General features: G+C 35.3%; 18 protein-coding genes and 1 riboswitch. Of the genes, 3 read left to right on the top strand and 15 right to left on the bottom strand.

Annotated elements, in window-relative coordinates; translation table 11 throughout:
- Positions 1 to 119 precede the first annotated feature (119 nt).
- The 9 genes from G3A47_RS13455 to G3A47_RS13415 form a co-directional block, all read right to left on the bottom strand.
- The gene (locus G3A47_RS13455) at positions 120 to 1349 is read right to left on the bottom strand and encodes a hypothetical protein (protein WP_166923140.1); all 1230 of its coding nucleotides are present in this window, start codon (positions 1347 to 1349) and stop codon (positions 120 to 122) included.
- A gap of 4 nt (positions 1350 to 1353) precedes the next feature.
- The gene (locus tag G3A47_RS13450) at positions 1354 to 2607 is read right to left on the bottom strand and encodes a hypothetical protein (protein ID WP_166923139.1); all 1254 of its coding nucleotides are present in this window, start codon (positions 2605 to 2607) and stop codon (positions 1354 to 1356) included.
- Between the two features lie 37 nt (positions 2608 to 2644).
- Positions 2645 to 3931, bottom strand: a complete 1287-nt coding sequence (locus tag G3A47_RS13445; protein ID WP_166923138.1) for a cell surface protein — start codon at positions 3929 to 3931, stop codon at positions 2645 to 2647.
- Between the two features lie 11 nt (positions 3932 to 3942).
- Positions 3943 to 5088 carry a DUF5074 domain-containing protein gene (locus G3A47_RS13440; protein ID WP_166923136.1) on the bottom strand — a complete coding sequence of 382 codons (1146 nt, stop codon included), beginning with the start codon at positions 5086 to 5088 and terminating at the stop codon, positions 3943 to 3945.
- The gene (locus G3A47_RS13435) at positions 5085 to 7133 is read right to left on the bottom strand and encodes a TonB-dependent receptor (protein WP_166923134.1); all 2049 of its coding nucleotides are present in this window, start codon (positions 7131 to 7133) and stop codon (positions 5085 to 5087) included. The genes G3A47_RS13440 and G3A47_RS13435 overlap by 4 nt, the downstream gene beginning before the upstream one ends.
- Positions 7134 to 7251: 118 nt before the next feature.
- Positions 7252 to 7457: riboswitch (cobalamin riboswitch) on the bottom strand.
- Positions 7458 to 7825: 368 nt separating this feature from the next.
- Complete coding sequence (locus G3A47_RS13430) at positions 7826 to 9085, bottom strand: NAD(P)/FAD-dependent oxidoreductase (protein WP_166923132.1); 1260 nt, start codon at positions 9083 to 9085, stop codon at positions 7826 to 7828.
- Positions 9086 to 9172: 87 nt separating this feature from the next.
- Positions 9173 to 10507 (bottom strand): DEAD/DEAH box helicase, encoded by a 1335-nt coding sequence (locus tag G3A47_RS13425; RefSeq protein WP_166923130.1) that lies wholly within the window; start codon positions 10505 to 10507, stop codon positions 9173 to 9175.
- Between the two features lie 345 nt (positions 10508 to 10852).
- Entirely contained in the window at positions 10853 to 12391 is a 1539-nt protein-coding gene (locus G3A47_RS13420) for a DEAD/DEAH box helicase (protein WP_166923128.1), read from the bottom strand.
- A gap of 108 nt (positions 12392 to 12499) precedes the next feature.
- Positions 12500 to 13033, bottom strand: coding sequence for a DUF6155 family protein (locus G3A47_RS13415; protein ID WP_166923126.1), 534 nt, complete (start codon positions 13031 to 13033; stop codon positions 12500 to 12502).
- A gap of 104 nt (positions 13034 to 13137) precedes the next feature.
- Between G3A47_RS13415 and G3A47_RS13410 the strand changes: the two genes are divergently transcribed.
- Positions 13138 to 13425, top strand: coding sequence for a DUF3817 domain-containing protein (locus tag G3A47_RS13410; RefSeq protein ID WP_166923124.1), 288 nt, complete (start codon positions 13138 to 13140; stop codon positions 13423 to 13425).
- The gene (locus tag G3A47_RS13405; RefSeq protein ID WP_166923122.1) at positions 13418 to 14674 is read left to right on the top strand and encodes a mechanosensitive ion channel family protein; all 1257 of its coding nucleotides are present in this window, start codon (positions 13418 to 13420) and stop codon (positions 14672 to 14674) included. Before G3A47_RS13410 ends, G3A47_RS13405 begins: the two co-directional genes overlap by 8 nt.
- Positions 14675 to 14782: 108 nt before the next feature.
- Here G3A47_RS13405 and G3A47_RS13400 read toward each other — a convergent pair whose 3' ends face one another.
- Positions 14783 to 15220, bottom strand: coding sequence for a hypothetical protein (locus tag G3A47_RS13400; RefSeq protein ID WP_166923114.1), 438 nt, complete (start codon positions 15218 to 15220; stop codon positions 14783 to 14785).
- 15 nt (positions 15221 to 15235) lie between these two features.
- Positions 15236 to 15619 (bottom strand): acyl-CoA thioesterase, encoded by a 384-nt coding sequence (locus tag G3A47_RS13395; RefSeq protein WP_166923112.1) that lies wholly within the window; start codon positions 15617 to 15619, stop codon positions 15236 to 15238.
- A gap of 68 nt (positions 15620 to 15687) precedes the next feature.
- Here G3A47_RS13395 and G3A47_RS13390 point away from each other — a divergent pair, with 68 nt between their 5' ends.
- A complete protein-coding gene (locus tag G3A47_RS13390) occupies positions 15688 to 16089 on the top strand; it encodes a glyoxalase (protein WP_166923110.1) in 402 nt (133 codons plus the stop codon).
- Positions 16090 to 16319: 230 nt separating this feature from the next.
- On the opposite strand, the gene G3A47_RS13385 is transcribed toward G3A47_RS13390, so the two are convergent.
- From G3A47_RS13385 to G3A47_RS13370, 4 genes are all read right to left on the bottom strand, one after another.
- Entirely contained in the window at positions 16320 to 16835 is a 516-nt protein-coding gene (locus tag G3A47_RS13385) for a DinB family protein (protein WP_166923108.1), read from the bottom strand.
- A gap of 43 nt (positions 16836 to 16878) precedes the next feature.
- Positions 16879 to 19464, bottom strand: a complete 2586-nt coding sequence (locus G3A47_RS13380) for a phosphoenolpyruvate carboxylase (RefSeq protein WP_166923106.1) — start codon at positions 19462 to 19464, stop codon at positions 16879 to 16881.
- A 91-nt stretch (positions 19465 to 19555) separates the two neighbouring features.
- On the bottom strand, positions 19556 to 20035 hold the full coding sequence (locus G3A47_RS13375; RefSeq protein ID WP_007805990.1) for an Lrp/AsnC family transcriptional regulator: 480 nt from the start codon (positions 20033 to 20035) through the stop codon (positions 19556 to 19558).
- 77 nt (positions 20036 to 20112) lie between these two features.
- Entirely contained in the window at positions 20113 to 21267 is a 1155-nt protein-coding gene (locus tag G3A47_RS13370; protein ID WP_166923104.1) for a M14 family metallopeptidase, read from the bottom strand.
- Between the last annotated feature and the right edge of the window lie 262 nt (positions 21268 to 21529).

Here is a 21529-nt window from a genome sequence, read left to right as displayed (position 1 = left end):
TATCACTAATCAATTCTTTATCTCCAGTTAAAACTGGAGGCAATTGATTTACTACTTTTCACATCTTGCATTTCACATCTTACATCTTACATCTTACATTTCACAACTAGCAACATAAATTATTTGCTTGTTGTAAAGTTCAAATCTTCTGCCTCTTTAAAAGAATTGGTCAGCAAATCTAAAGCTCCGATTTCTACTAATGTTGGTACATACACTTTTACAAAATCGATTCCAGGTAAGTGTACTTTATTTCCATTACTGTCAACAGCCCAGCTGATATCGATTGAAGGATCTTTAATACCACCGTAGCCCCATTCAAAAGTGCCAACGTTAAATGTTTTACCTGAACCGTCACTTACATCTTTTACAGGTAGTGCTACTTTTGTTCCTTTCACTGTATACGAGTCGCCCATCCATTGCGGATAGTAATTGTTATATTCCCATCTTGCTGTTTTTGTGATAGTACCCGTTGCATTTTTATTGTCACTCCATTTAAGATATTCTTTATCAAACTGCCAATCTAAATTGCCTGCAACCGGTGCTTTTTCGGGATTAGGTTTGTGATAGGTAACGGCGTAATTTTTTACTGTTGAAGACTTGTTGTATTCGCTTCCGGCAATTTCATACCATTCATTTTCATCTGCAATTCCATTTTTGTTTGCGTCGTAGGCTACGTATACACTTACGGGAGTGAATTTCAGAGTTGAACTGCTGTTCATCTGAATCTTGAAATCACGTTTGCCATAGTTATTTATGACAGTATGGTCAAAACCTACAGTAATATAACCTCCAAAAGTACCTAGCGGAATTTCAGATTCTTCCTTAAGTTCTTCACGTACTCTTTCCAGTACTTCTGCTTTTGTTGTAAACTCATAGTTATCCATGCTGTAATTAGGAGAAGGCAAATAATCTATAAGGGTCAATGCTTTAGAAGTATATGTTTTGCCCGTTTCTGAAACTGTAACTTTGGTTGAAGCCTGTTTAGTAACTTTGCCCACCGTTACAGTCAAATCAACCGTATAACTGTCTGCCAAAGGAGCAATAAAAAGAAGGTTTTTTGTATCGCCAACAACTAAATCTTTAGTGACACCGGCTTTATCTGTTACTTTTAATGTCCATTTATATTGTGGAGTTAGCCCGTTGCTGTTTTCAATTGTAACTTCGGGATTTACCTCCACTGCTTTGTATCTCTCTGTGGTATAATCTGCTTTTAAGCTTAGTTTGATTGTAGGATCCTGAACCGGTTTTGGTTCTGAAGTTACAGGATCTGATTTTGGATCGTCGTTACTACAGCTGCAAAAGGCACTGAAAACCAACACATACAAACTATATTTTATATACTTTTTCATATCCTTATTCTTTTGCTTTTTCTTTTACTTTCTTTAAATTGTATTTTTTTAACAGGTGTAGATCGCCTGCTCCCGAGAATTTAGTCGCCATAGAAGACTGTTGAATGCATAACCCCATTGGCTCGCTCACACAGTTTACTACTTTTATAAAATCTATACCAGGAAGATTTACTTTGTTTCCTTTTTTATCTACTGCCCAATCAATGTCAATATCCGGATTTACTGCATTTACATATCCCCATTCAGGAACTGTGAAATCCCATAAAGTAGTTTGTGTAGGACGTACAGGCTTAAAATCAACATTTAATTTAGTTCCTTCAAAAACAGTTGTACCCTCTGCAATCCAGCTTGGATAATATTCTTTTTTAGTTTTTGCTCTTGGCAGGTAGTACGAATCGTTCTGGTTATTTTCGCATAATAAATGTTCACGATCTAAAAAAGGATCATTCGCGCCACTTACTACTACAGGTTTTCCTGCTGCGGGTCTATGATACGTTATTTTAAAATTCTTGATGGTATTTTCTTTAGCATGGTTACTTCCTATGATTTCAAACCATTCGTCCTCATCCGGTTTACCGTTTTTGTTGGTATCATAAGCAACATAAATAAGCCCGGGTGCCGGTGGATTTCCTTTATCGGTCAGCACCCCGCCATAGACTCTAAAATCTTTTTGTCCCGAAACATTTACAACTGTATGATCAAATCCCACTACAATTGATCCTCCAAATCCGCCCAGGTCTATTTGATAACCGACATTGGTTTCATTTATTCTTCCTAATGCAATTCGCATTACATCTGTTTTAGAGAAACCGACTGTGTACAGATCATTTGCAAACATGCCCGGTGCCGGATTAAAATCATAAATAGCAGTTATATAAGGATTGTAATTTTTGACTTCATTACTTACAGTAACAATCGTTTTTTTGCTTCCTTTTTTATCTCCTTCCTTAACGTTTACCGTAAATTCATAAGCACCTGCGTATACTGCAATAAATCTTAGGTCCTTAGCATTTCCAACAATCGAATCTGTTTTTTGGTTCACAGGATTTTTTGTCATTACCCACTCATAAGTTGGAGCATTTCCTTTCGCAGAAGCGCTAATATTTAACACATTAAACGCAGCTACCTCGTACTTTTCCTGAAGTGTAATAGCTATCGGGTTTATAACCTCTGCTTCAGCTTTGTCATTATCATTGCTACATCCTATGCATAGGAATGCAAAGGCAAGTAATAATAAATGGCTACCATTTTTTTTCATAATTTCTGATATAATAATTTTGGTTTATACTTTTTAATTAAGGTCTGGTCGGGATATTCTCTCCTAAAAGATGCAAATCTGAGGCACCCATTAATTCAGTAGAAGTCTCCCCTAACCATCCTGCCTGCTGATTAAGACCATTGTAAACTTTGACGAAATCAATTCCGGGAAGCTGAAACTTATTTCCGTTTTTATCAATCGTCCAATCAATGTCTATTCCCGAATCATTATCATTATTTGGCGCATTATCTGCATAACCGTATAAAAAGGCGTATTGAACAAAATAATTTCCTTTACCACTTTCGTCAACGGCGTTATCCGGCAATCTTGTCCCTTTGAAAGTGATTGACTCCTGATTTCTTAGCCATTTTGGCCAATAATCTAAAGAATGATTGTGAGCATTGTTTTGCACGAGATAACCACTTTTTCCTTGATTGTCTTTCCATAATATATATTCCATGTCCACAAAACCTACCGTTCCTGTAGTACCGCCCGGTACAGGTATTTTGTTTGGATCTGGTCTGTAATAGGTGATTTCGTAATTGTGAATCGTCTTTTTCATTTTGTGGCCTGCTCCTTCTATTTCGTACCATTCATCATCAGGCAATCCGTTTTTATTTTTATCGTAAGAAACCATTATGACTCCGGCTTCACTGCTTCCGCCACGCATCGTAACATCCGGATTTGGATTAGCATCTGCCCAGAAGGCATTCCCTAATATTCTAAAGTCACGTTTGCCTTTTACATTTACAATAGTATGATCAAACCCAAAAACAATGTAACCACCGAATGCGCCAAGTGAGAGCAGATCTCCGTTTTTCTTCGCCAGATAACTGTTGGCTCTGCCTAAAATCTTTTCAAAAGTATCTCCGTCATTGGCAGCCGGCAAATCGTTTATAAACTGGCCCGGAGCGGGTTTAAAATCAAATACTTTGGCTATGTAAGTTTTAAGTTCTTTGATTTCTTTACTGACCTTTACCATGATTTTTTGAGTCTGTACGATTCCTTTGTCCGTTATACTTACTGTTAATTCATAAAGACCAACTTCCGTTGCTGCAAACAAAGCTTCTTTGGCTGTACTATTGGCTAAAGCATAATTTTCTGATGGGGCGTTTGTAACACTCCAGCTATAAGTAGCTTCTGCACTAACACTTCCTTTTGATGTTACCGCAACTATCGCTGCTCTTTGCACTGTATATGCTGTATCTTCTTGTCCTCCATTCCCATTCTCGCCATTTTCGTCGCTCCCGGAGCAATTTATAAGCAACAGTATTGCCGGTAAAAGCAATAGCAATCGGAATTGTTTTAAATCTATTTTATACATAATTTATTGGTTTAGTTTTTTAATATAAAAGCAATATGTGCCGGAATGTTTCCTGCAGTGGTTTTCCATTTTAGTTTGCCCTCCGGTGTAAAACAGTAGATATATCCTGTCACCACATAATTCTGAGCGTCGGAAATGTATATTTCTTTGGTTTCGGGATTTACCTGAATTCCGTAAGGAATCATAATCTTTTTATCTGTTCCGTCTGTGATGATCTTGTCGCTGATTATCTTTTTGGTTCTGGTATCTAATACTCCGTAAGTTACTTTGTTGCTATTGGTGAGATAACTCCATGATACGCTATAGAAATAGAGCAAATCGTCTACGATGCACATTCCTGAAACCGGAATATCCAATTGCATTTTTTTCTCATCTGTTTTGGTATCTATGACAAAAAGATTTGATGGTGTATTGTAATAATCGCCTCGGGAACTCACATAAATATCGCCTCGATTGTCTATTTGCATACTCGAAAGGTTTATGCCTACGTCTATTTTCTTTATTTCGGTAAACGTTTCAAGATCAATTACAGACACAGTTCTGTCGTAATTAGGTACGCGATAGCCACCTGAATTGGCAACATACAACTTACCGTTGTGTACCACCATTTGCTCAGGCTGATACCCCACCTTTACTTTTCTTTTTATTTCTAATGTGGTAGTATCAATCTCGGCTACAAATCCAATCTCGGCATTAGGATCAATAGCTACAGGGCCCGAATAAGAACTCACATAAGCTTTATTTTTATAAAAAGCCATATAACGGCAATTGGGTACATCGATTTTTTTGATGCGTTTTGCGGTCCATTTTTCTATAACTTCGATTTTATTCGAGCAGTTTATCACGGCATAAACTTTATTACCGTATATCTTTATGTCATTTCCAACGTCTCCCAATTCTTTTACAACAGTAGGATTTCGCTCGGAATAAATATCGGTTGTATAATTTCCTGTCCTATAGTTAAAGACATCTATACTTGCCCGGTTCATTCCCATATTTCCTTCATTAAGCAGATAAAAACCTTCTATTTTGCCATCATTTCTTGGTGCAGCAACATTTTTATCTGAGGATAAAAAAATGGTTTCGTCTTCTCTGCAGGAAGTAAAAGCAAGAGAAATAAATAAACCTAGTACTACTTTGGTGAGGATTTGTTTCATAGCGCAATACTTATTATAAATTTAAACGTGCGTCCCGGCATAGGATAATTGTAGATCACTTCATACTGCTGATTGAAAGCATTGTTAACTTCTACGGTTCCTTTTATTTGGTAATTTTTAACTTTGAAAGATTTCTGCACTGCTAAATCGTGAGTATACCAAGGTTGTACCTCATTGACTTTTATGTTGTTTACATTTCCGTTAAAACGTTTTCCTACATAAACATAACTGTAGTTAAAATTCCATGATTCGTAATTTACGTTTAGTATTCCCGATCCGCTGTGCCAAGGAGTGTAGGGTATCTGATCTCCGTAAGATGAGATCTCTAAACCGGCAAATTTGGTATAATCTCTGCTCTCAGAATACGTGTAGGTCAGATTAGCAACTAAACTTAATTTATTAAAATGCGTGCCCATATTAAGTACAGACTCAATTCCTTTGCCTTTAACCTGTCCGATATTGGTCATCATCCAACGGAATAAATTTCCGGTAGGTGCTGCAACAATTTTGTCTTTGGTATTGGTGTAGTAGCCGTCAACCTGGATCGAAAAGGTGTCAAAAAAACCTTTTCCCACTGGTAACTTATAGGTAAAACCAAGATCATACTGATTCATATACTCGGGTCTTAAAGTACTTGAACCGACCATGGTGTAATACAAATCATTAAAAGTCGGCATTCGAAAAATGCGTTTAGCAAATGCTCTTAGATTAAAATCATGGTCTTTAAATGGAGTGTAACCCAAAAATAACGCGGGTGTAAATTCTGTTTTGTCCGGAGCTTTTGCGTTGTAACGTACCTCCTCCTGTACATGCGTGCCTACTACGCTCCCCAAAACTTTAAGCCCTCCAAGTCGGTACGAACTGGCGAGAGAAAATAAGGCGGTATAACGTTGCGGATAAGAAAATAAGGTTTGTATCCCCTTTCTTGTGGCGTTTAACCTGTTGTATTGCAAATCTGTAGACAACGAAACGTCCCATGTTGGTGTTATGCTATACATGTTAACAGCCGAAAAGTATATTTCCTGTTGGTAGTAACTATCATCAGATTGAGCACCTTCGGTAACAATTTCTCCTAGTATACTGGTTGTATCTCTGGCGACATAATGCGTAAAATCGTAAGCGTATTTTGCTCTTGCCTGAAATTTGTATTTCTCGGATACTTCTTTAACTAAAAAAGCCTGAGCAAAGAAATTCTTATCGTACTGCCTGAAACCGTCCTTAAACTTATTTGCTACAATAGCGCCGGGGGCTCCCCTCTCTGAATCATAATAATATACTTTGGCATCCCAGGAACCGTTATTGATCTTTCCGTAAAGACCTGATTCCAGTCTGAAGGCTTCAATATCACTATTTCGTCTGACAGCTGTAGTATCGTAAGCTAAAGTACCGTCCTGATTGTTTCTTTTGTATCTGTATTTATACTCTCCGTTGGACTTAATATATTCAGAACTTACACTCAAACTTACCTTGTCGCTCAACTTCTGTTCCCATCTGAATGACGGATCATTGTAGTTGATCGACATCGTTTTGTAACGTACTAAGACATTTGTTTTTTTTGATCCTTCAAAAACAGGTCTTTTGGTTCTTAAATAAATGGTAGAGGCTGCGGCAAAGTCTTTTGCTGATTGAAATATTTCGCTTTTTTGTCCATTGTACATGGTCAGCGATTCCATATCATCTAACGAATATTTTCCTAAATCAGTAACTCCGTTTTGTGCATTGCCTAATTGAATTCCATCATAAAAAACACCGACATGATGTGTTCCCATATTACGTACATCAACCGTTTTGAGGCCTCCAAGTCCGCCATAATCTTTGATTTGAGTTCCTGCAAAATACCGCAATGCATCGGCAACGTTATGACTTGCCAGATTTTCGAGTAATTTTCCCGAAAGTGTTTGTACGGGAATTACCTCCTGATAAGGTTTTGATTTTAGGACTACTTCCTTTAAAACCCTTAAACTGTCTTTCTTTACCTGAGCTTGAAGTAAAAAAGGAACCGATACTATAAAAAAGAATAAAAGCGTTTTTTTGGTATTATGCATCACTGATTTTATTAAAATAAACTTTCAGAGATGTAAACAATAAGAAGCAATAAGACATATTCCGGCTATAAAAATAGCAGGGAATATTCTTGTTCTTCAACTTTATACCACGAAAGTCTTAAACTATGTGATTATGGCAGGTCTCCTGACTTATTCCATCTTTAAAACAACCTTCCCATTCGCACAGCAAACAGTGGCATTAGTAACGTTTAAAGACTTATATAGAACTTACAGTAGCGGGTCTGCTCAGGATTTACACCTGATTCCCTTTTAACTATTCTCCAAAAAAACTTCGAAAAACAGACCAAAATCTGCGGCAAATATACAATTATCTTTATAATATTAAGAACTATTTAATACAATTGCTCTTACTCTAATAAAATAAAAGTATATTGTGATAAAAAAACTTGCCGCTAATTGCACGAATTTCCACGAATTGAATTTAAAAACTTAGCAATAATCTGTTTAATTCCTTAATCTGTGGCTAAAAAAGGTTGCCACAGATTTCACAGATTTAAAGGATTTTTTCTTTTGATTTATTAATACTATTGAATAATTAGATTCAGGTTAGCTTCTAGTAGAATCGAACAAAAACAAAAAAGCCGGAAATTTTAGTTTCCGGCTTTTAAATTTTTAGATTTTCAATTATTGAAATTTGGAATTTCAAATTTCAAATAATTGGAATTTAGTATTTAACTCCTTTTATCTGGTCTGATAATCATTCTCAAAGACTGATCTCTGGCAAAATAAGCTACCATCCAGTTCCAGAATGTGTTTAGCCTGTTTCGGTATGTGATAAGAGATATTAAATGTATAAACAACCAAATGATCCACGCAAGGAAACCTTTGAAATGCCATTTTGGACTTGGCAAATCTACCACAGCTTTCTTCTTTCCTATAATCGCCATAGAACCTTTGTCTTTGTAACCAAAAGCCTTAAGTGGTTTATTGTGAACCATTGCTTTAAAGTTTTTGGCTAAATTCAGTCCTTGTTGAATGGCTACCTGAGCCACTTGCGGGTGTCCGTCAGGAAAGTTTTTATCTCCTGCTAAAATAGCGGTATCGCCTATTGCATATACGTTTTCAAGACCATTGACTTTATTGTATTGATCTGTAGCCATACGCCTGCCTCGACCGTAACTTTCTTTTGGAATCCCTTCAAAAAGTTTGGCAGAAACACCGGCCGCCCAAATTAGATTTTTAGTCTGGATGGTTTCTCCGTTTTCAAAATGTACGGTGTCGTTAATATAATCAGTAACACGGCTGTTTAGTTTCACTACAACTCCCAGCTTAGTCAGAGCGTCTAACGTATCGTTTTGAGAGGCTACGCTCATTGGAGCGAGCAAAGCATCTCCACCGTCTACTAAGTACACATTACTGGCAGAGGTCTCTAATTCCGGATATTCTTTGAGCAGAATGCTTTTGCGCATTTCAGCAAACATTCCTGAAACTTCAACTCCTGTAGGTCCGCCACCGGCTACTACAATAGTCAGCAATTTTCGACGTTTTCTAATATCTTTGGTTATGGCTGCTTTCTCGAGGTTTTTAAGCAGCGTATTTCGCATCTCGATGGCATCATTTAAGGTTTTCATCGGAATCGCGTTTTTCATCACGTTTTCCATGCCAAAATAGCTTGTTTCGGCGCCTGTGGCAAAAACCAGATAATCGTAGCTCAATTCGCCATTGTTTAAGATTACCTTATTCTCGCCGGGAACTACAGAAACCAGTTCTCCTAAACGAAACTGAAGATTCTTTTTGCCTGCAAAAAATTTTCTATAGGGGTAACTTATACTGGACGGTTCTAAAAAAGCCGTTGCAACCTGATATATAAGTGGTGGAAAAAAATTGTAATTGTTCTTATCTACAAGTGTCACTTGAATTTGAGGTTGATTTACAAGTTCCTTTGCGAGATTTATACCTGCAAACCCACCTCCAATAATAACTATTCTCATATATATTGTTTTACGAATAAGATTATTTTCTTTTAAAAATCACCTTAAAAGTACAACATAATTAAGCAGCTACAAAGTCAACCTATCTTACTTTTTGAATTTTTTAACAGGTTTTTCAACTACATCGATTTTGTTCTGCAAAACATAATTGGCCAGCAATTTTTCGATTAGTTCATCTTTAGTCAAATGATGAAAAACAGTCTTTACTTTTGTTTTTAATTCAGCCGAAAGATCGTGATTAGGCTTTGTTTTGAAAATTTGTTTTGCCCATAACAGCGTATTGTTTTCTTCTAAACTTACAGCTGTCGGTTTTTTAAATTCAGTGAATTTTAAATCTAATTCTCTTTCAAAATCGGCAATTTCTATCACTTCCTCCTCTTGTAAAACCGTTAAAGAAAGCCCCTTTGCTCCTGCTCTCGCTGTTCTTCCGCTTCTGTGAACATAGGCTTCGTAAGTATCCGGTAAATGATAGTTAACAACATACGAAATCTCTTTCACATCTATTCCTCTGGCAGCCAAATCTGTAGCAACCAGAATATTAATATGGCCTTCACGAAATTGCTCCATAATTCTGTCACGAATTCCTTGTGACAAGCTACCGTGAAGCGCTCCCGAAGAAAAACGATTGATAGCGAGATTTTTAGCCAGTTTGTTTACTGCTGCCTTGGTTTTACAGAAAATAATTCCGCGTTCTCCTTCTTTAGAATTTAAAAAATGCATCAGCACATCCAATTTTTCAATCGGATCAACCACTATGTATTCGTGATCAATTCCCTGGTTACCAATGGTCTCCATGCTGGCGCTAATCTGAACTACATTTTTATTTAAATAGTTCTGTACTAATTGTTTTATTGTTCCCGGTAAAGTAGCCGAAAATAATAAGGTACGGTGCTTTTTAGGCAATTCAGCAATGATTTCATCTAAGCTTTCTTTAAGAATAGAAACCATTTCATCTGCTTCATCTAAAACCAAATACTGTGTTTGTTTTAAATCAACAGCTTTGCGTTGAATCAGGTCAATTAAACGTCCCGGAGTTGCTACGATAATGTGTGTAGGCTGCGAAAGACGTTCGATTTGTGGTTTTATTGGAATTCCACCGCAGGTAGCTGCAACAGAAAGATTTGGAATATGTTTTCCAAAGTCTTCTAAATTCTTAAAAATCTGATGTCCAAGTTCTCTTGTGGGTACCAAAATAACAGCCTGAACAATTGGAGACGCTGCATCAATCAATTGTAGCAATGGCAAGCCAAAAGCTGCCGTTTTTCCTGTTCCGGTTTTAGCTAAACCAACCAAATCATGAGTTTCAGCCAAAAGAAGCGGAATTGTCTTTTGCTGAATTTCTGTTGGTTCAACAATACTCAATTCACCTAATGCTTTTAATAAGGGTGCTGAAATTCCTAATTCTGAGAATGATTTAGACATATCTTTTATTTTAGATTTTAATCCCGATAATAATCGTGATTGATTTTATATTTTTTACTGAGTTTAAAATAAAATTTTGAAACTCTTTTAAATTATGAACCATTAAGGTTCTTAGTTTCATTAAGTTTTGAGCTTAATTTCTAAGTGCCTTAATGGTTTATTTTTCTGTTGCTTATGAAGCTTAAAGCTCTCGCGTTGCGCTTCGACTTCGCTCAGCGGGACAAACCCGGAACTTTAAAGTGTGAGATGTTAAATGTGAAATGTAAGATGTAAAACGTAAGTCTTTATAACAATTTACATTTCACATTTCACAACTTACATCTTACATCTTACATTCCCCTATTCTCAATCCGGCTCGTTCATGATTTTCTCACGGTATTTTTTACCGATTAACAAAACCATTTTTTGCTTGTAATCGTCTACCAGCCATTCGCGGTAATTCTTACTACATTGACTCAAACATTTTGCGTAACGTTTGATACGGCAATCGATATCATCGTCTAATTCTTTACCAAGAGCTTTGGCTTCCTGTAAAGTTTCAGTGTTATCGACACACATTGCGGCGTGTTGCTCTAACGATTTGTCTAATACTACTTTTGAACGTAAATTCTGTTTGATGATTAGTTTGTGCTCTTCATCAACATCAAAAGTCACATCGGCAGTTTTACTGAATTTCGCACGTAATTCCGGAGGCATGCTGTATTTAAAATACATTTCGATCTCTGTATCATCACGAAGGTTTTCCAGATAAAACTCAGGTGATTTAAAGATATGTTGCCAGTTTACAGGCTCACTCCATAAACCAAAACGGGCAGCATTATTACCCAAATCGATTACTGTGAACTCGTCTTTACCAGGTAATTTACGTGATCCACGACCAATCATCTGATAATATAAAGTTAATGATTTTGTCGCTCTGTTTAAGATAATAGTCTCTACAGTAGGCTCATCAAAACCTGTGGTTAAAATTCCAACCGAAGTTAAGATCGCATCCGGAGTCTTTTTGAACCATTGCAGAATATCTTTACGTTCTTCAGAACTACTTGTGTTATCAAGGTGTCTGATATCGTAACCTGCTTCTCTAAAAGTTTCATACACGTATAATGAGGTATGAATACCGTTATTGAAAATCAAGGTCTTTTTCCCTAAGGAACGTTCTGTATAGGCATGCAGAAGCTTCTCCTGCATCATGGTATTGGTATACAAATCATCTGACGATTTTACTGTATAATCTCCGTTAATACCCACTTTCAGAGACGTCAATCCTACATCGTAGCTATACGTAGTAGCGCGTGCCAAAAAACCTTTGTCAATCAATGAACTGATAGTGTCACCCACAATAAGTTCATTATAACTTTGGTGCATTGGTAATTTTATATTCGAACTCAAAGGTGTTGCTGTTACTCCAAGAATAAAAGCATTTTTGAATGAATTTAACAGTTTACGGAACGAATTGTAGTGCGCCTCATCAATAATCACTAACCCAATGTTGTCAAGGTGTAGCTTTTCGTCATTGATACGGTTTTTTAAAGTTTCAACCATAGCCACAAAACAAGAAAAATCGTTTTGATCGGGTAATTCTTTTACTTTACTGTTGATGATTTTATTTGAAACACCAAAGCCTTTCAGCATTTTTGAAGTTTGTTTGCAAAGCTCGATACGGTGAGTCAACACAACCACTTTTTTATCATTATTAGCCAAATAACGACGAACAATTTCAGAAAAAATTACTGTTTTTCCTCCACCGGTCGGTAATTGGTATAATAAATGATGTCGAGCCGGAGCATTGTCTAAACGATCAAAAATGGCATCGATATCACCTTGTTGGTATGCATAAAGTTCTTTTTTCTCTTCTCTTTCTATTTCTAAGGTGTTTTGAGACATTGTAATTTTTTGGATTTTTGCAAAAGTACATCTAAAAAACAGTTTTTCGTCCTATTTTAACTTAAAATAAATGTTTCTTTTTAATAAGATTTTTTATAGGAAGTGTATTTATTGGCCGATTTTCTCCAAAACTATCTCAAATTCATGGCTATTTGTCCATTTTTGTTGCATTGTTTCTTGATGAATAGAAATAATTCTATTCTTAAATTCATTCAAAATGCCATTGGAAATTACAAAATGAACAGCCTGTTCAAAGGAATTGAACATACTTTTACAAAACAATTCCTGCTTCACGGGACTTTGAGATGAATAGGTTTGTGCAATTTCAATATTATAAAGCATTACGTCAGCAATTACAAACGGGTCAACTCCCAATGCTATAAAGTGCTTGATATACTTTTGCGCCACTGAACGACGCATTTTTGCTTTTGGACTTCTTCTTGCTTGTGGCTTTTTTACAGGAAAGTACTCGTGCGAAATCTTAAGCTTACATTCCTGTAAAAGTTTGTCTTCTTTGGGGTTAAAAGCAAAGTCATAATACACTTTAACCGGAGCGAATTTCTCGTACAATTCGATAATTTGCTCCTCGAGTTGCTCTTTATTTAATTCTCCTAAATATTTTTTTAAATCACGTTTACTCATTATCAAAGTTTAAGATTGTAAAAGTAAATTACTTTTGGGTTTCATACTCATAATGCCGACGATAATACTTAATTTTGCTCCTATTAAACTCAAAAAATAATTACATGCTCAAGATTTTTAAGGTTACCGCAATTTTAGAAGGAATCTCTTTCCTAGTATTATTACTTAATATGCTTGTTTTCAAAACAAATAACCCTGAACTGTATCATATGATCGTACGTCCTTTGGGAATGGCTCATGGTGTATTGTTTATCGGGTATGTTGTTTTGGCTTTTTTATTGAAAAAATCTCAAAATTGGGATTTAAAAACTTTCGCTATTATTTTACTTGCTTCTTTTATTCCTTTTGGAACTTTTTATATTGAGAAAAAATATTTAGAGAACAATGCATAAACTTTTAGATAAAATATTTAATTCTTTATATCCTATTTTTAGAGATTGGGGAATGAGTCGCAACTTTGCGTCTTATGTCAGCCTGATTTTTAATATAGTTATTCTAATTGCATTAGCCTACATTATTTATTATATCGCCAAATTTGTTTTAGTCACGTTAACTGCTGTTTTCGCTCAACGTACCAAAACAAAATTTGATGATTACCTCATTCAGAATAAAACAACGCGATATACCGCTTATCTGATCCCGTTTTTCTTCATTTACAAAGCAGTTCCCGTAATCCTGGACAAATACGAATACTGGGAATCTATTTTTGGAAAAATTGTTGGTGTTTACATCACCCTACTTGCCTTATGGATTGTTCGAACAATCTTTAATTCCTTGCGCGATTACCTGAAACAAAAACCAGAATACAGCGATAAGCCAATTGACAGTTTCGTTCAGGTAATTATGGTTATCCTTTGGATTTTTGGTGTTGCTATTATTATTTCAAAATTATTTGGCATAAAACAAGGCGAATTACTAACTATACTAGGAACGCTTTCGGCCATAATCATCTTGATTTTCAGAGATACTATTTTAGGATTTGTATCGAGTGTTCAGGTAGCTATAAACGATATGGTTCGAATTGGCGACTGGATTACAATGGAAAAATTTGGCGCTGACGGTGATGTTATCGAAATTAACCTGACCACAGTAAAAGTTCGAAATTTTGACAACACCATAACCACAATTCCAACTTATGCCTTGAGTTCAGATTCTTTTCAGAACTGGCGTGGGATGCAAAAATCAGATGGAAGACGTATCAAAAGGCATGTTTTAATAAAAAGCAGCAGTATTCGTTTTCTGAATAATGAAGATCTCAATCAGATGAAAAAAGTACAACTGATTAGCTCTTACATCGATAGCAGACAGTCCGAAATTGAAAAATACAACGAACTGCGTGGTGTAGACAAAACCTTAGCCTTAAACGGTCGAAACATGACAAATCTTGGATTGTTCCGAAAGTATATCATGCAGTATTTAGTTACCCATCCTGGGCTGAATAAAGATATGCATATGATGTGTCGTCAGTTACAATCGACCGCGCATGGAGTTCCGTTAGAGATATACGCGTTCTCAAGCGATAAACGCTGGTCTAATTACGAATATATCATGTCTGACATTTTTGATCATGTCATGGCTTCTGTGGAATATTTTGATCTTGAAATCTTTGAACTCCCTTCTAAAATTGGGCGTTTCGATTGATCTTTTTTTTAAACCATATAAGTTATATAAGTTCATTTTAAGCTTTGCGTATATTTTTTTAAGGCTTTGCTTTGTATGCACTTATATAACTTATATGGTTTATTTTTTCTATTCAGATTGTACTTCTTCAAAAACAAATTCTGAGTTGCTGTAATCGATAGGTACGTCAGGAACAAAACAGGGAAGATTGAGATAGGTTCCTACTACTCCACTTCCTAAAAATAGCTTACCGTCCTTTTTAAGGAGTGCTAAAGGAACTCTTTTCCAACTGCCGCCAAAAGTTATATAATGATAATCTCCTCTCAGGGTCTCTCCTTTAATATCACCTCTTACATCTCCCGAGTCCTTCCCTATATTATAATGCAAAATTTCATATCGCCCGTAAAATCTCTTATTGTTTATATTTAAATGCAAGAGAGCGGTGTCTTTGTTGTTTACAGCCCGATACAAAACGCTCCTGTAAATATCTTTTTTTTCTTTAGAATTACAGGAAAGAAAAACAAAAACAACGGTTATCAGAGAAACAATTCCAGAGATTTTTATCATTATTGCCTTTTTGTGTTACAAACGATCTTTTACGAACTCAATTTGTGTTTTTCCATGCGCTAACGGCTTTCCGTTTTCGTCCAGATTAACCATTGTTGTGCTGTCAATTGTAATAATGATTTCACGTGTCATCATATTTCGCACAGCACATTTTAGAACCAAAGAAGTGGTTCCGAATTTAACCACATCTATTCCGATTTCAACAATATCACCTTGTTTAGCTGAACTCTTAAAATTGATTTCAGACATATGTTTGGTAACAACTCTCTGATTCTCCAACTGGATAATACTGTACAGCGCAAGTTCTTCATCGATCCATGCTAATAATTGTCCGCCAAATAAAGTTCCGTTAGGATTTAGATCTTCGGGCTTAACCCATTTTCTGGTGTGAAATCTCATATTTTTATAGTATAATAACAAAAATAGGTTTTTACTACGGAATTTTTTCTTTAATTTTAAAGAAAAAAATGACAGACAGAGACACTTTTTTAAAAGAATTCAGAGGAGAAACTTTAGGAACGGTAAGTGCTCAGTCTTCAGCAGATGAGCTGTTCCAAAATCAGACCATCAGACCGGTTTTAAAACTGCAAAACGATCTTTTTGTGGCTGTTTTTATCAATTATGTGAATAAAAACAAAGCTGATTTTTATTCATATACCGTTGAAAAAAAATTACAGACAATCGAAAACTCTATTCAAAAAGACATAAAATTCAGAAATTCCCTCAAAGGAATGGTCATTGCTCTTTTTACAGTAGAGGAATACAATACCTATATTCAGAATTCTTCAAGTCTGAATAAAAGGATGATGAATTTACTGATTGACCGCTTAAAAAGTCAAGTACAACTCTTTGAATTGCAATCGAATTAAGAGCTTAAATTACAGCCACGAATTGCACGAATTTACACGAATTGTTTTTTTTTGAAAATAGTACGTAATCTTTTTTAATCCATTTAATCTGTGGCAAAAAAATAGCCACAGATTTCACAGATTATAAGGATTTATTTTTCTTGTTTATAGTTGCCGTCACTAACAATAACACGCAGGGTTTAAAAAACAATTCGTGCAAATTCGCGAAATTAGTGGCAAGCTAACTTCTTCTACAAGTATCGCTCTTGAAAAACTTTTTGGTGATGCTTTTGATGCCCTATGATTACAAAACCAAGGGCGCGAACTGAAATTTGATTATTTGAAGCTGTTCCGATAGCTTTAAGCTGATTTTCAGACAGACTTTTGTAAAACAACAAATTAGCATGTCGTACCGCTGAAAGCTCGGTTAACAACTCTTGAATACTTCTTCCTGCAGCATTTGCATTAGCAGCATAATCGTTCTCCTCAAAACTTTGCAATGGCGTTTTGTCGAATCTTGCAAATCGCAGAGCACGGTAAGCAAAAATGCGTTCCGTATCAATAATATGCTGAATAATATCTTTGATTGTCCACTTACCTTCTGCGTAGCGATAGTCAAATTTATCCATTGGGATATTTTGCACAAATTTGATAAAATCATGAAGAGAAATCTCTAGTTCTTCAATCAGATTCACAGCTCCGGCTTCACGGATATAGGTTGTAAAACCACCTGAATATTCATTTTCTAATAATTCACCTGAATACATTTTCTATTTTTTTTTGTTATGATGTAAATTTACACTTTTCTTTTTAAGCTGAATTTCTGCTTGCATTAGTATTTCCGAAAAGAGATCTGGTGACAATTTTCTCGTACACCTTAATTAAATCGTCATTACCGCCATTTTCTTTATTCAATTCATTAATTCTTAACAAAGCATATTGCTGTATCGTCAATAATGGTAAAACGATACGCTCTCTTATCTGAATTGAAGCTATACCATCAGGATAGTTTTCCATAAGCGTTTTATGATCGGCAATTTTAAGCAAAAGACGTTTTGTTTCTACAAATTCATCATAAATGATTTGCCAGAAGTCGCCAAATTCAGGGTCTTTTCTCATATAAGCCGTCAATGGAAAAAATGATTTTGCCAGGGACATCATACTGTTTTCAAGAAGTGTTCTGAAAAATAAAGAATTGTGATACAAATCATATACTTTATCCCACTGATTTGTTTCTTCAAAATGCTTAAGGGCTGCTCCTACTCCGAAAAATCCGGGTACATTTTGCTTCAACTGACTCCACGATCCTACAAATGGAATCGCACGCAAATCTGCAAAATCCAATTGTTCTGATTTACTTCTTTTAGACGGGCGGCTTCCGATATTCGTTTTAGAATAATACTTTAAAGTACTCATCTTCTCCAGATACGGAATAAATTTTGGGTGATTCTTGAAACTAAGGTATTTGTTATATCCTAAATCTGCCAGTTGTGTCAGAATTTCAGTTTCCTCGGCACTTAGTTCATTTTTCTCTTTGCCAAAAACCTGATTTTCAACTCCGGCGCTTAACAGATTTTCAATATTGTAACGGCAAGAGTCCAAAGTTCCGAAATTCGAACTGATCGTCTGTCCCTGTATGGTGATCTGAATTTCGTTGTTTTCAATTTTTGGTCCCAAAGAAGCATAAAATTTATGTGTTTTTCCACCGCCACGTGCCGGAGGTCCACCACGACCATCAAAGAAAATAACTTTGACATCGTATTTTCTTGAAATCTCAGTTAAAGCAATCTTTGCCTGGTAAATACTCCAGTTAGCCATTAAATAACCACCGTCTTTTGTTCCGTCAGAGAAACCAAGCATAATAGTTTGCTTATTCCCTCTTGCCAGCAGATGTTTAGCGTACTCCGGATTGGTGTACAACTGCTCCATGATTTCATGTGCGTTCTGCAAATCATCAACAGATTCAAAAAGCGGGATAATATCTACTGAAGGATTCTCCCAATTATTTAAACGTATCATGGCAAAGGTTTCCATTACATTCAAAGCGCTTTCGTTATTACTAATGATATAACGATTGGCGCCCGACTCTCCATTTGCTTTTTGGATCGCTTTTATAGTTTGTACAGACTCCAAAGTTGATTTTGTAATTTCATCTTCAAAATCATCCGGATTTAACTCTCCTTTTACCTGAGACAGTACCACGATTTTTTCCTTTTCAGACAAATCAAAGTAATTAGCAGGGAATATTTTTGATCCTGTATTTAAATAATGATTAACGACATCTTTAAATACAGCATTGTGAATTTTACTATTCTGACGAATGTCTAAAGTTGCAAAATGGAATCCGAAAAGATTAATTTTTACTAAAAAAGCTTCCAGTTCATCCAAATACAACGACTGGTGTTTTTCTATAATTATACTTCTGATTTTATTCAGTTGTGCTAATAACTCCTCTAAAGTGATATAGATTTCACCTTTAGAATAAAAAACAGAACGATAAAGTTTATGTTCAAGTTCTGTTACCAAAGTATCTACACCTGCGAACGTTAACTTTCTTTTTAGTTTTCTCATTTCAACATAGTAACATTTCAAAATAGAAGTGCGCAAACGCTCTGCTACTTTTAAAGTAATTTCTGTTGTCACAAAAGGATTACCGTCACGGTCTCCTCCCGGCCAAAACCCAAGTTTGATTAATTGGTTTTGGATAGCTTCTCCTTGCAGGATATTCTTTTGCAAATAATGAACGATTTCGCCCGAAGTTTCGTAGAAAACATTTTCAAGATACCAGATCAAACTAACCGCTTCATCATAAGGATTTGGTTTTTCGTTCTGAATAAATGGCGTTTTTCCTAGCTGCGCCAAAAGCTGTTTGATTTTAAGCAAATCATTCAGTCGAATAGCTTCTGTTAAATCGTTTATAATTCCCAAAACCGGCCCAGGGTAAAACTGTGTCGGATGCGCGGTTAAAACTGTTCTGACGTTAAAATTTTCAAGAAATTCAATCAGTTCGTCGTCTTTTTCTTTGGCATCTGATCTTTCTTTGATGTCGCGAAGTGATCCACGACCTTCCATATTGTTTACTTCCGGAAAAGCAGCATCTTCAATGGCATCAAAAAGCACAATCTGACGCTCGATGTATTGAATAAATCGAAACATTAGATCGATTTTTTCGCTTTCAGAGGCATTATTCAAAAATTTATTAGAAAAGAAATCGAAAATTTCCTTTGGGGTTTCCTGTTTCTTAAAACCTGCCTCGCAAGTCTCTGTAAACAAAGGAAGTAAAACCCCCGTATTGTCAATAGAATCAAAAGGTAATGTTATAAAAACACTATTGTAAATGTGATATTTTGAGAGAACGTCCTGATTGAAACGTTCAATTTTTGGTAACGTGTACATAATTTAGTTGTAGTTGGTTGGTTAAGTAGTCATAAAAAAACCCCAAGAATAAACTTGAGGTTATATTTTTAGTATAGCATTCAAGAAAGTGTTACATATTTTTAAAAATAGTATGCATCAAACGCTTCTTATCGTTTATACTTTCTTCTAATGAAATCATTGTTTCTGTTCTGTAAACTCCTTCGATATCATCGATCATGAAGATTACTTCTTTTGCATGTTTTGTATCTTTTGCTCTTATTTTGCAAAAAATATTAAATTTACCTGTAGTAACTGATGCAACAGTTACGAATGGAATTTGGTTGATTCGCTCTAATACAAATTTAGTTTGTGAGGTGTTATTAAGAAATACACCCACATAAGCAATAAATGAATACCCTAATTTATCATAATCTAAGGCTAAAGAAGATCCCATTATTATCCCCGCGTCTTCCATTTTTTTTACCCTAACATGTACTGTTCCAGCAGATATCAATAGTTTTTTTGCAATGTCAGTAAACGGAACTCTCGTATTGTCTATTAACATATCTAAAATCTGGTGATCTACTTCATCTAAACGAAATTTACTCATAATTCTTTAATTAATATTACTAATTGCTATTACAAAGTATAAAAATATGCATAAAAAATAACAAATTCACATAAAAACTAAGTTTTTATCAACCCGTTAACAAATTTAATATTTTTATTTAAATAAAAATCTGCTTTTTGATTCAAATTCGGAAAATTATTAATGTCGTCTGAATAACTCGCTCCTTCCGCATCATATTCATAATGACCAAAATAATTCGCCAATTCACCTACTTCAACTATGTAGGCATTGAACTCAATCTTATTTCCAATCAATTCTTCTTTGTATTGTGCGACAAAATTCGTAATTATTTCAATACCATCATAATTTATTTTGACATTTTTATACATAAAATCATAAAAAACGACTTTATTTTGTGAAATATTCAAATAATCATAAATTCTATTAGCAACTAAATCGTTTTCGGAAAGTATTTTAAAACTTGAAAAAAGTGAGAAAAATAGGAACTTCCGCGTAATTTCGCGGCTGTAGTCGTTTCTATAGTGCCCTGCCTCAAATAAAATTGTTGGTACACCCAAAAATTGAAACGTATCTCCTATGCAATTAATGTTGAATGAATCGTCAAAACGACCAATTTGTCCGGGAATATATTCTTGTAAAACATCGTTTAACTCTGCGATCAGATTAATAGCCTTCAATCGGGTCGGATTTACTTCTCTTTCTTTGTTGTAAGAAGGTGCTAAAAAGGAAAGGGTCGCTGGTTTTCCTGTGTCTCCTGCGCCAAAAATAGTTCGCTGGTCGTGAAGATTAAAACAATAGTGAGGCTTAAATTGCTCAAATACCGATCTCAGGATAACACTTTCGGGTTGTGTTAGATTTTGAGAGTCTCGATTTAAATCTACTTTATTGGCATTTTCGCGTGTGTAGAGTGCTGCTCCGTCAGGATTTAAAATCGGAATACAATAAAAAGTAAATCTTTCAAGCATTTTCTGCGCAACAACAGACCCGTTGTTTAATACATTGATAAAATCAAAAAGCGCTTTCGTCGTAGTGCTTTCGTTTCCGTGCATTTGAGACCACAAATAAATCCGTGTCTCACCGGTTCCGATTTCATAACTGTATATAGGCTTGTCTAGAACAGACCTTCCAATAATCTTAACCTGATTGTTTGTATTAAGTTTGTCTAATAAAGGTTGAATGTGGTCTAAAGTTAGATAACGACCTTCTATGGTTTGTTCTTTATTTTGGGCAAATAGTTCTTCTAAATTCATAGTCTACTGATTAGTTTACAAAAGTAAATATCTTTATTTTTACAATTGTAACTAATTTATAAACGTCCAAATTTAGAAATGTAAACAAATTCTAAACCTTTGTTTACTTCTTCCACAGCAACCATAGTTATACTTGTTACTTGTCTTAAACAGACTACTTATTTGGCAATTTATCAATAACTTATCAATTGTTATTTATAGTAATAAAGTAAGTAAATAAACTTTTGTATCTTAATTTACAACTGTAAAATAGGTCTTCATC

Source organism: Flavobacterium poyangense (assembly GCF_011751075.1).
Classification (GTDB): domain Bacteria; phylum Bacteroidota; class Bacteroidia; order Flavobacteriales; family Flavobacteriaceae; genus Flavobacterium; species Flavobacterium poyangense.
The sequence above is the reverse complement of the archived record's forward strand: the minus strand, read 5'-3'. Positions and strand labels throughout refer to the sequence as shown.